8 protein-coding genes are annotated in these 12,106 nt (G+C 34.8%); 5 read left to right on the top strand and 3 right to left on the bottom strand.

The annotated features are described in order from the left end of the window. Nucleotides 1-125 precede the first annotated feature (125 nt). From FW754_RS14145 to rph, 4 genes are all read left to right on the top strand, one after another. The gene (locus FW754_RS14145; protein ID WP_446324995.1) at nucleotides 126-1,145 is read left to right on the top strand and encodes a ferredoxin reductase; all 1,020 of its coding nucleotides are present in this window, start codon (nucleotides 126-128) and stop codon (nucleotides 1,143-1,145) included. Nucleotides 1,146-1,282: 137 nt separating this feature from the next. Continuing rightward, nucleotides 1,283-2,422 carry a fatty acid desaturase family protein gene (locus FW754_RS14150; RefSeq protein WP_446324996.1) on the top strand — a complete coding sequence of 380 codons (1,140 nt, stop codon included), beginning with the start codon at nucleotides 1,283-1,285 and terminating at the stop codon, nucleotides 2,420-2,422. Between the two features lie 260 nt (nucleotides 2,423-2,682). Continuing rightward, the gene (locus FW754_RS14155) at nucleotides 2,683-4,836 is read left to right on the top strand and encodes a TonB-dependent receptor (protein WP_446325017.1); all 2,154 of its coding nucleotides are present in this window, start codon (nucleotides 2,683-2,685) and stop codon (nucleotides 4,834-4,836) included. A 331-nt stretch (nucleotides 4,837-5,167) separates the two neighbouring features. Beyond that, on the top strand, nucleotides 5,168-5,884 hold the full coding sequence (rph, locus tag FW754_RS14160) for a ribonuclease PH (protein WP_409512204.1): 717 nt from the start codon (nucleotides 5,168-5,170) through the stop codon (nucleotides 5,882-5,884). A gap of 83 nt (nucleotides 5,885-5,967) precedes the next feature. Here the strand turns inward: rph and FW754_RS14165 are convergent, their stop codons facing one another. From FW754_RS14165 to nadC, 3 genes are all read right to left on the bottom strand, one after another. Then, nucleotides 5,968-7,821, bottom strand: coding sequence for an LTA synthase family protein (locus tag FW754_RS14165; protein ID WP_446324997.1), 1,854 nt, complete (start codon nucleotides 7,819-7,821; stop codon nucleotides 5,968-5,970). 637 nt (nucleotides 7,822-8,458) lie between these two features. Beyond that, nucleotides 8,459-10,324 carry an LTA synthase family protein gene (locus FW754_RS14170; RefSeq protein WP_446324998.1) on the bottom strand — a complete coding sequence of 622 codons (1,866 nt, stop codon included), beginning with the start codon at nucleotides 10,322-10,324 and terminating at the stop codon, nucleotides 8,459-8,461. Between the two features lie 178 nt (nucleotides 10,325-10,502). Further along, entirely contained in the window at nucleotides 10,503-11,348 is an 846-nt protein-coding gene (gene nadC / locus FW754_RS14175) for a carboxylating nicotinate-nucleotide diphosphorylase (RefSeq protein WP_446324999.1), read from the bottom strand. A 177-nt stretch (nucleotides 11,349-11,525) separates the two neighbouring features. Here nadC and ampD point away from each other — a divergent pair, with 177 nt between their 5' ends. Then, nucleotides 11,526-12,098, top strand: a complete 573-nt coding sequence (ampD, locus tag FW754_RS14180; RefSeq protein WP_419348505.1) for a 1,6-anhydro-N-acetylmuramyl-L-alanine amidase AmpD — start codon at nucleotides 11,526-11,528, stop codon at nucleotides 12,096-12,098. The last annotated feature ends 8 nt before the right edge of the window (nucleotides 12,099-12,106 follow it).

Raw genomic sequence — 12,106 nt, forward strand, 5'->3', positions numbered from 1 at the left:
ATTAAGCGATGAATGTCAGTGCACACCTGTTGACTCAAATTATAAAAATAAATTATAGTGTACGAGTGTTCACTAAAAGAACATTTGTTCACTCAATAAATAGCAAGCATAAAGAGGAACGTTTTATGAGTAGCCAAATGCAGTATCAGCCACAATGGGTACGTGAAGATTTTGTCGATTTTGTCGCTGAAAAAATCAATCCTGTTTGGGCTTGGAAAAAGGTCAAAGCCAGTATTATTAAAATTCGGAGTTTAAGTACTGATTTTTATCAAATACAGTTACGTCCGAATCGTAATTTTAAACATCAACAGTTTAAAGCAGGGCAAAGTGTTCTCGTCACTGTAGAAATTGCTGGTGTGCGCCAACAGCGTAATTACTCTGTAGTAAAATTTCTAAGTAATGGCGATATTATTCTTGGTGTTAAACAGCAAGGTCTTGTATCTAAAGCTATTACACAAGCTGACTTAGGAAGTATTGTTGAGTTATCTCAACCGCAAGGTAATTTTATACTGCAAGCTGATTTATCTCCGTTGCTATTGCTCGCATCAGGTAGTGGTATTACTGCAATTTATTCATTGTTACAACAAGCTATACAAAAAGGGCATCAGATTGATCTCATTTACTTTAGTCGTGATGGTGCATTTCACGTGGAACTTGAGCAGTTAGCACAACAGTGTGCGGCTTTGAAATATCATCACATCAATACAGTAACGCAGAAACAGCACTTAGATTTAGCGTTATTAGAACAATTGATTCCTGATTTTACGCAACGCCAAACGTATGCATGTGGTGCAAGTACAATGATGCAAAGTTTGAATCAAATTTATAAGCAACATGGTTTACAGCATCAATTACATCAGGAATATTTCAAAATTACGGTTGATGAAAATCTAGCTGTGCAGCCTGTGACATTCTTACGCTCACAGCAAGAGTTTGAAGCACAAAGTAATTTGCTAGAAAGTGCAGAAAAAGCAGGTTTAAGACCAACGCATGGTTGTCGTATGGGAATTTGTAATACTTGCACCTGTACCAAAGTGAGTGGTTCAACTAGAAATGTGCTGACAGGCGAAATTGATCATGGATCAAATACTCAAATAAAGCTGTGTATTAGTCAGGCAATTAGTCCAGTAACGATTAATTTGTAATATAAAAATTTAATTTTTAATCCTTTACGCAATTTCAAGATCAAATCGTTTTCGATTCATTGAATCTAAAGCTCGGGGAAATTGCACATAAAATTTAGTCACAGTCGCTCAAAATGCACTGTGTAGGAGTAGAAAAGATGAATATGTCAGTGAATTTTCCAAGCAGTAAGTCGAAGCATTTAAGTCCTGAACAAACTGAAGAATTTGGTCGCCGTGTTGACCAAATACGCCGTGAAGTAATGGATCGCTTAGGTGAGCAAGATGCGAAATATATTTATAAAATTCGCAATTTTGTTCGGTATAGCGAAATTGCATCTCGTGGCATGTTGATGTTTGGTGGTTGGATTCCACCTGTTTGGGTGATCGGAACAGGTTTATTGGGCATTTCTAAAATTGTAGAAAATATGGAGCTCGGTCATAACGTGATGCATGGTCAGTTTGATTGGCTCAATGATCCGAGTCTAAACGGTGCAAATTATGATTGGGATACGATGTCATCGGGCGATGATTGGAAATATACCCATAATTATCTGCATCATACCTATACCAATATTGTTGGCAAAGATCATGATGTTGGCTATGGTTTACTTCGAGTGAGTGAGTCACAAAAATGGGAACCTCGTTTTTTATTTAATATTCCTTTAGCAATTCAGTTGATGGTATTTTTTGAATGGTATGTGGGGGTTCAAAATCTACATTTGGAAGATGCTTTAATTTATAAGACTAAAACGTGGAAACAAGTTTGGGCAGATGCGGCTAAATTCCGTAAGAAAGTCCGCCGTCAGGTTTTAAAAGATTATCTATTTTTTCCTGTAATTGCAGGGCCGAATGCTTTACCTGTATTTGTAGGTAATGCGGTTGCCAATGTCATTCGTAGTTTATGGTCTTCAGCTGTAATTTTTAATGGTCATTTTACGGAAGATGCTGAAACTTTTGAAATGGATAATACTGAGAATGAAACGCGTGCTGAATGGTATTTACGTCAAATTCGCGGTTCAAGTAATTTTACAGGAACAGAATGGCTACATATTTTAAGTGGTAATTTGAGCCATCAAATTGAGCATCATTTATTTCCAGATATGCCTGCTAATCGTTATGCAGAAGTTGCCCCAAAAATTAAAGCATTATGTGCTGAATATGAAATTAACTATAACGAAGCGAATTTTTTTCAACAGTTTGGTAGCGTATGGGTACGTTTAGCAAAGCATTCTCTGCCAAATAATATGACAGCTAAAATCACGCAATCCTTGCAAAAAGTGAAAGGAATTTTTGCTTAGTCTCACAAAATAAAATTGTATAAAAATTATTGTTGAAAGATCAATATTCATTCATAAAGTCCAATGTAAGTCATTGGGCTTTCCATATTATGCAAAACTATTTATTCTGTATTTCTAAAGAGTTATGTTTAATTGTGAATAAATTATGAATTTTTTCATGAATATTATTGTGGTCTTGTTGTAAATAATAATATAATTGAGAAATATTATCATTTACTGTTGGTGTGTCTGTGCCTTACGCAAAAAAAACTTTAGCTCTGATGATGTTTTCTACAGGGTATCTTTTTGTATCTTCAGCAGCTTTCGCAAATTCAGAAATGAATGAACAAGTGAAAGTATCGGCGACTTTGCCCACTATTGTGATTGAGGCAATGGCGGAAGGTGATCCAATAAAAACATATGTTGACTATAAGCAAGCAAATGTCACAAGAAATGGATTGGACAAAAAAGATATTCCACAGACTGTAGACACCATTGATGTATCAAAATACAAACTTTATGGGGCAAATGATTTAAGCGTAATGTTACAAGGTACACCAGGTGTATCAACATCTTACGATATGCGTGGCGATGGCATTATGCTACGTGGTTTTAGTGCAGATACTGGTGATATCTATCGAGATGGTGTCCGTGAAAGTGGTCAAGTAAGACGTAGTACAGCCAATGTTGAACGCATTGAGATCTTAAAAGGACCTGCTTCCGTTTTGTATGGTCGGAGTGGAGGTGGTGGTGTCATCAATATGGTGACTAAATTTGCTAACTTTGAATCACCAAGTACTATTGGTGCATATGCTGGTTCTTATGAAAATGTAGGTGGAACCGTTGATATCAATAAGGTCTTAAATGACAACTGGGCTGTACGTTTAGTCGGTGAAAAATCAGATACCAACAGTTTCCGTGATGGTATTGGTTCAAATGAAGAAATGATATCACCAAGCTTTACCTATCGTAGTGATGATGAAAGATTATTGTGGACAACCGAATTTACCTATGACGATTTAAATCGTGTTCCTGATCGTGGTCCATCTTATGAAAACTTGCCTGATGGAACTTCAATTAAAATGGGCTTTGCACAAAGCGGAGACTATGTTGAAGATGTTTTAAAAACGGCAAGAACAGACGTGAAGTATGAGTTTGCGCCAGGCTGGAAGTTTCATTGGGGCTTAAGCCATCGTGAAGCAGAACAGAACTTTGATCATTTTTATTTAGGGTCAATGTGTGCGGCTGATAAGACCCCAACAGCAAAAGATAAGGGCTGTTATAAAGGTTATATCAATCAAATTTATTATTGGCAACAAACCACAAATAAAACGACTGCAAATACGTGGGATATATCGGGTGAATTCACAACAGGTTCGTTAAAACATAATGTTCTGGTAGGAACAGATTGGACTTATGAGCAACGTGAGCCATTACTGTCAAATAAAAATCAAGATGGTTCATTAATATATGGTTTTGTTAATCCGTTAACAGGTGATCGATTTAGTAATCGTGGTAGTGGTCATGTAGTGACTTCACATAACTATAATGAAGGGACAAATTACGGTCTGTTCCTACAGGATTTGATCAGTTTTAATGACCAAATTAAAATGATGATAGGGGCAAGATATGATTACTATGAAGCGAAAACAACAAATAAGCTCGAAAGTTCATCAAGCTATGGTCAATCTAAAACTGTAGAAAATGAAACACTAAGTCCGAATATTGGTTTTGTATGGCAACCTGTCCCAGCACAAAGCTTATATGCTTCATATAGTAAAAGTTTTGTTCCTTTTGGTGGGAATATGGGGGTCAATGCAGTATCGGCAACTGAGGATTTAAATGCATTTAATGATGAACCTCAATATCTTGATCAATATGAAGTGGGTATCAAAAGTGAATGGCTAGATTCAAAGCTAAATACTCAGTTTTCAGTATTTCATATTCAAAAGCACAATATACGAGCGCATGAAGATCCAGATGATACGAGTTCACCTTATGTAATTGTCGGTGAAAATGAATCACAAGGTTTAGAATTTAGTTTCATTGGTCAAGCATTCTCGAAAGTATATGTTCGAGGTGGTTATGGTTATACAGATGCGAAGATTACTGAAAACAAATTTAGGCCTGAGTTAGTCGATAATGATTTACGTAATGTTTCTAAACATACGGGGAATCTTTTTGTTCGATATTTACCTACAGAAAAATTCTATGGTGAAATTGGTGCAACGTATATGGGTTCATACTATACGTCAGATGAAAATACAGCCAAAATGCCTGATTGGACACGTCTAGATGCAGCTTTAGGTTATAAAGACAAGAATTGGGGCGCAACTGTTGCAGTAAATAACTTAGCAGATAAGGAATATTGGCGTTCAAGTTCAATGCCTGGAACGCCAAGAAATTATTTATTGAAACTCAACTATTATTTCTAATATAAGGTTTTAATGACAAGGCTTCGGCAAAGAGTTTCGGAACTATTTACAGCATAGTTTTGATATAAAATTTCTTGGTTAGAAATTTATTTAAGTCCTTATATGATCCGTTAATAAAATCTCTAGTTCATGATGGCTTTACGCTCATAAACTAGAGATTTAGATCACAGGATATCTTTCAAAAAAGAGCAACATTTTATAATTTTGTGGTTCACGTATTGTATGAACGATATCGCCAATTTTAAAAACCACCAAGATGTAACAAAACCATCCGACTCGCTTCTGCTATAATGTTGCGCAATTCATTTTCAGTCAAAATTTAGGACAAATTATGCGTATTGACCAACGTGCATTAGACCAATTACGTGATGTTAAAATTACTCGTAATTATACGCGTTATGCGGAAGGTTCAGTATTGGTTGAATTTGGTCATACAAAAGTACTTTGTACTGCAAGTATCGATAATTCTGTACCGCGTTTTTTAAAAGGTAAAGGTCAAGGGTGGGTCACTGCTGAATACGGCATGCTGCCACGTTCTACTCATACACGTAGTGACCGTGAAGCGGCTCGTGGTAAACAATCAGGTCGTACTCAAGAAATTCAACGTTTAATTGGTCGTAGCCTACGAGCAATGGTCGATTTGAAAAAGCTTGGTGAAAATACTATTACAATTGACTGCGATGTAATCCAAGCGGATGGTGGTACACGTACAGCAGCCATTACAGGTGCAGCAGTTGCACTCATTGATGCAATGAATGTTCTTTTAGAGAAAAAGAAAATCAAACAAGACCCATTAAAAGGTTTAGTTGCAGCAGTTTCAGTTGGTATTTTCCAAGATGAAGTACTACTTGATCTTTGCTATGAAGAAGATTCAAATTGCCAAACTGACTTAAATGTGGTGATGACGCAAGCAGGTGAGTTTATTGAAATTCAAGGAACTGCTGAAGAAAAACCATTTACTCGCGCGCAGTCTAATGCAATGCTCGATATGGCTGAAAAAGGTATTGCAGAACTTGTGAAAAAACAGCAAGAAGCATTAGGTTGGTAAGCATTTAATTTATATTTAAAGTTTTGAAAATAAAAAACGCATCATGAGATGCGTTTTTTATTTGGGCTGAAAATGATTTAGGATTAAATTTCAGCTTTTGGTTCTAAGATTTTATAGGTAAAGTTTTTACCATTGAGTACATCCATATTCATGTCTTTATATTGCTGTAAAACTAGATCGGTAGGGGTATCACAGCTCATTTGTGGCTGAATACCTGTTTGATGTACTGTTTTATAACAGCTATTCACATGTTGAATAAATGAATAATAAGGTGACAATGGAATATTTGCAGCACTTAAAATACGAGGCGCAAGGAAGTGTGCAGGAATAAATGGTTCTTGCAATGTTTTACGTTCAATAGGGAAATTTGCCCATACAGCAAGTGGGGTTTCAAAGAATTTTACATCCTTTTTCTCCACTTTTTCTTGAGTAGAGGCAAAGAAGCCATATTCATCATAAACTTGTTGCAGGTTTGGTAAATGATCACCAAAGAAAACAATAATCGTTGGACGATCTAACTGCTTCACATCTTCTATCAAGCCTTTAAATTTCTCATCAGCTCGTTGCATACCGGTTAAATAAGTATTTAAAGCCTGTTTTGTTGAATCACTGATGCCTTCTTTAGTAATTTTAAAATGATCTTTACCAAAACGGTCATCACTGTACATTGGATGGTTTTCTACACTAATGGCATAGATAAACTGCGGTTGGTCGGTATTTTTGAGCTGGTCACGAATACTGTTATACAGTAAGTCATCTGTTGCCCAACCAGCTTGATTGATGTATTTACTACGTTCTTTCAAACTGATCATATTTTCAATAGATATGAAGCGATGGAATCCAAGATTGTGATATACCGTACTGCGGTTATAGAAATACTTACCATTGTTATGCATCGCAGTAGAGTTATAACCAATCGAATTTAAATAACTTGCTAACGAGTAGGTCGGGCGATCTAGTTTTGATGTATACGCTAACTCATTATGATTTAAAAATGTATTTAAACTAGTCAAAACTTCAAATTCGACATTTGCTGTACCTCCACCAAAGCTAGGTGATAGTACAGATGAAACCTGATGTTTGTTGATCGTTGGAGTAATATCCTTCGGAATACTCTGATCTAGCCGAGTCGCATCCCAATGAGACTCGCTCATGACAAAAATAATATTAGGTAGCTCAGGAGGGCTTAAATTGGTAGGCAAATTATTTTTTTCATACAGCGATGATATTTGATGTTCAGTAATATGAGAACTACTTTTTTGAACAAAAAAGTTATCAAGACTCTTTGATAAAAAGAAAGTTAAAAAGCCATAAGTTTTTATCGCTTCATGATCTCCGATCCAATTATTTCGTGTTTTAGGGATTGCCGATGCTAATATGCAACTCTTAGAGCTAGTTTCTAATTTCTCACAGTAAGCAGAGAAATTTTCTTGTGAATTCATAAAAATAAATAAAGAAAGAACTACTAAAGGGATAGCTAAATTGAAATAGATACTTTTACTTTTCGTAATAACTTCTTTTTTAGATATGAAATAAATGATACAACCAAAGCTAAAAATACTAATCGCTGTGCTAATTAAGAGAAGAATAGGTGCTGAAATTAACGTTTCTTTAAATAATAAGAAATCTGTGGGAGTAAAACTTGCTGATAGATATTCTTGTTTCTTTATATTTATAAAATTCAATAAGATAAGAATGGAGGTGAAAATAAAGAGTGAGAGCTTTAATTTTCTAACACAAAAATAAATTAGATTAATGAAAGAAAAAACGATTAAAACAGAAATAAAATATTGGATAAAACTGTATAAAAGACTATTTTGAATATTGAACGCAAATGATAAATCATTATTGACTATTCTTGAAAGAAACACTGCAAAAAAAGCAATCATTAAAAATAGTATTTGTTGTTTAATAAAACTTCTTAAAAAATAAGACATATGAGATGAATCCATTATTCTTTAATTTCAACATTTGTATTAAAATTCATGCTTTTTAAATATTTTGCGGTGTATATCATGTTTTAATCGGTATTTAATAACTATAACTAAACAAATATACAAACTAAGTGATAATAAGGCAATTTTTATAGTTTAATTTTAGTTTTTTACTATATAGATAACAGATTATTTAAATTTATTTTAGAAGTGGAAAACATTCTATATAACAATACATAGATTTTCATAGTTCTTATAGAACAGAAGTAAAGACAAAGGATGAATAACTTTTTTAAATAGTTCATCAACGGAGCATTAGCATTCTAATGGTAGTAATAACTGTGAAATTAAGTTGAGAGAGTAACCTGCAATAAATTAGCAATTAACAAAATTATCCGACTTTATTTTAGACCTTCTATGTGAGTTATTAATTGAACAAAATTGAAGTTTACATATGAGGTACTCTCCCTTTTAGAAGATGAGCCGTACTGCTGGGCAAGAGAGGTTTTTTATTCAAACCCGATCATCTTAGTCTTCCGTAAAGGGAGAAGGAACTTTTCATATACGTTTTAATCATAAATTTTCAGTTTTCAACGTTTACAAGAACTCTTTAATATTTCAGTTAATTTTTAGAGTTGATTCATTTTTTTTTGGATAAAATTTCATAAGTAAAGTTTTTACCATTGAGTACATCCATATTCATGTCTTTATATTGCTGTAAAACTAGTTCAGTAGGGGTATCACAGCTCTTTTGTGGCTGAATACCTGTTTGATGTACGGTTTTATAACAGCTATTCACATGTTGAATAAATGAATAATAAGGTGACAATGGAATATTTGCAGCACTTAAAATACGAGGCGCAAGGAAGTGTGCAGGAATAAATGGTTCTTGCAATGTTTTACGTTCAATAGGGAAATTTGCCCATACAGCAAGTGGGGTTTCAAAGAATTTTACATCCTTTTTCTCAGCTTTTTCTTGAGTAGAGGCAAAGAAGCCATATTCATCATAAACTTGTTGCAAGTTTGGTAAATGATCACCAAAGAAAACAATGATCGTTGGACGATCTAACTGCTTCACATCTTCAATCAAGCCTTTAAACTTCTCATCAGCTCGTTGCATACCAGTTAAATAAGTATTTAAAGCACGTTTAGTCGAATCACTGACACCATCTTTGGTAATTTTAAAATGATCTTTACCAAAACGGTCATCACTGTACATTGGATGGTTTTCTACACTAATCGCATAAATAAACTGTGGTTGGTCGGTATTTTTGAGCTGGTCACGAATACCGTTATACAGTAAATCATCGGTTGCCCAACCTGCTTGGTTGATGTATTTACTACGATCTTGGGTGTTGACCATATTTTCAAGCGAGGTGAAACGATGAAAACCTAAGTTTTGATAAACGGCACTACGATTATAAAAATATTTGCCATTGTTATGCATGGCAGTTGAGTCATAACCTAATGAATTTAAATAGGTCGCAAGTGAATATGTTGGGCGTTTTAATTTAGATACATAAGCCAATTCATTGTGATTTAAATAGACATTCAGACTGGTTAAGACTTCAAACTCAACATTTGCCGTTCCTCCACCGAAACTTGGTGAGAGTACACTAGACACTTGATTTTTATTAATTGTTGGCGTGATATTTTTAGGTATGCTTTTATCTAAACGTGTTGCATCCCAATGTGATTCACTCATGACAAAAATAATATTAGGTAAAATTGTTTCTTTATTTGTATTGACCATAGATTGTGCTGCTTCAGGAGCAACTTGTACAGGTGTGTTTGGGTATAAAGCCTGAATTTTATCTTCAGGAATATTTTCAGTTTGAAAAATTTTAGTATTCAAACCATCAACAGACTTTGAAAAAAAGAAGGTAGAGAATCCTAAATATTTTATAGTGAGATGATCACCGATCCAATCGCCACGTGTTGCAGGCAAATACATTGCATATTCACATAAAGTCCCTTTGATTCGAACAGGACAATTTGCACTAAAATTATTTTTAAAATTTGCGGTGACAAAAAAACCTAAAATCGCAACGCTAAGTACAGTATTGACCCAAAAATTAGGCTTTGAACCAAATTTTTCTTTTTTATATAAAAATATAAAGAGAGCGATAAATGCTGTAATTCCACCAAAAACCGCAAATTTTAAAATCAGGGGGGATGCAATAAACGTTTCTTTAAATAGTAAAAAATCACTAGGTACAAGGCTTGCAGACAAGTACTGTTCTTTTTTGATATTAATAAACGTCAATAAAAAAATAATAAATTGGCTGAAAAATAGACTTGACCACATTTTTCTTAAAAACACATAAAACAAACTAATAAATGCATAATTCATGAGCACTGAAAATGCATATTTATATAAACGAGGTTTTAGATAGATGTCATTTAATTGAAAGAATTTATTGATATCTTCTTGATAGAGAAAAAAAGCAAATACAGATAAGAAAGCTACAAGTAGAAAAAGTACTTGTTGTCCTAATGTCTTCATGCGCTTTTATGCCTAAATATCAATAAATGAGTGGAGCGATATTATAGGCTTCCCAATAGGTTTTTAGAAGAAAATATTTGTATAAAATGTGATCAATTTTAAGGTGAAACGGCATATCTATTTAAAGAAAAATAGATATCCCGAAGCTGATATAAAATTGTGAGTTAAAGAGCAAGGATTAAGCATTAAAACGCATAGATAAATCAATTGCTTGTACATCTTTGGTCAAGACACCCATGGAAATATAATCCACACCTGTACTTGCAACTTCGCGTAAATTATCGAGGGTAATATTGCCTGAGGCTTCCAATTTACAACGTCCTGCAACGTACTTAACCGCATCAATCATTTGTTGTTGACTGAAGTTATCTAACATCACGATATCTGCTTGGGCTTCAAGTGCTTGATTGAGTTCATCCCATGTTTCGACTTCGACTTCGACCAATTTTCCTGGGGCAATTTGATGCGCTTTAGCAATGGCTTGTGCAATGCCACCTGCTGCCATAATGTGATTTTCTTTAATTAAAAATGCATCAAATAAACCTAAACGGTGGTTTTGCCCACCACCAATGGCAACAGCATATTTTTGTGCGATGCGTAAGCCTGGTAAAGTTTTACGTGTATCTAATAATTTAGTATTTGTACCTTCTAAATATTTTAGATACTCCGCAGTTTTAGTAGCAACTGCAGACAGGGTTTGAATAAAGTTTAATGCAGGACGTTCAACAGTCAATAAACTACGTGCAGAACCTTGTAAGGTATACAAAGTTTCATTGGCAGAAACAGCATCACCATCATTTTTAAGCCAAGTGATTTGTACAGAGGGATCATAGGCTTGAATTAAGGCATTGACCCAAGGTTGACCTGCAAGCACCATATTTTCACGAGTAATAATGGTCGCAGTCGCTTGCTCATCTTCAGGTGTCAGTAAAGCTGTAATATCGGCATCACCAATATCTTCCTGTAAAGCATGTTGAATGTTGATTTGAATCGCTTGTTCAAGCAGTGCGGCAGGTATGCTCATGGAAATCCCTTATATCCCTCAAAAACTGAGCGATATATTAGCATTGTCCGTATTAGTTTGAGGAAGTTTTTATTTGTATGTGTTCAGAGTACACTGCACAACAATCATTGATTTTTTATGGTCGGATACTCGACTCCATATTGAATCAAAATGTGCAATCAATCTTAGGATGAAATCATGTCTGCAACCGCAAATTTTCAGCTTATTGATGGTCAGCTTCAAGGGGCTCGGCAAATTCCTTCACCTAATTTTAATCAACGCCCTGATCAAACTGAAATTCAATTGATTGTGATTCATAATATTAGTTTGCCACCTTCTCAATTTGGCGGTGGCTACATTGAGCAATTTTTTCAAAATCAGCTCGATTGGTCTGTACATCCTTATTTTCAAACCATTGAAGGCATGCAGGTATCAACACATTTTTTGATTTTACGTACAGGTGAAGTCCTACAGTTTGTCAATTGTCAGGATCGGGCGTGGCATGCAGGTCGTTCGACTTATTTGGCAAAGCAAGAATGTAATGATTATTCAATTGGGATTGAATTAGAGGGTAGTGATGATCTACCTTTTGAAGCTTTACAATATCAAAGCCTTATCGATGTAGTCATCACATTACAAGATACCTATCCTCAAATTAAGCAACATATTGCAGGACATTCTGATATTGCACCAGGACGTAAAACCGATCCAGGCATGTACTTTGAATGGGCAAAATTCCGTGAAATGTTGGCACAGCAACGTAGTGACTAAAAATAGCC

The sequence above is a fragment of the Acinetobacter sp. 1207_04 genome, from assembly GCF_052850415.1.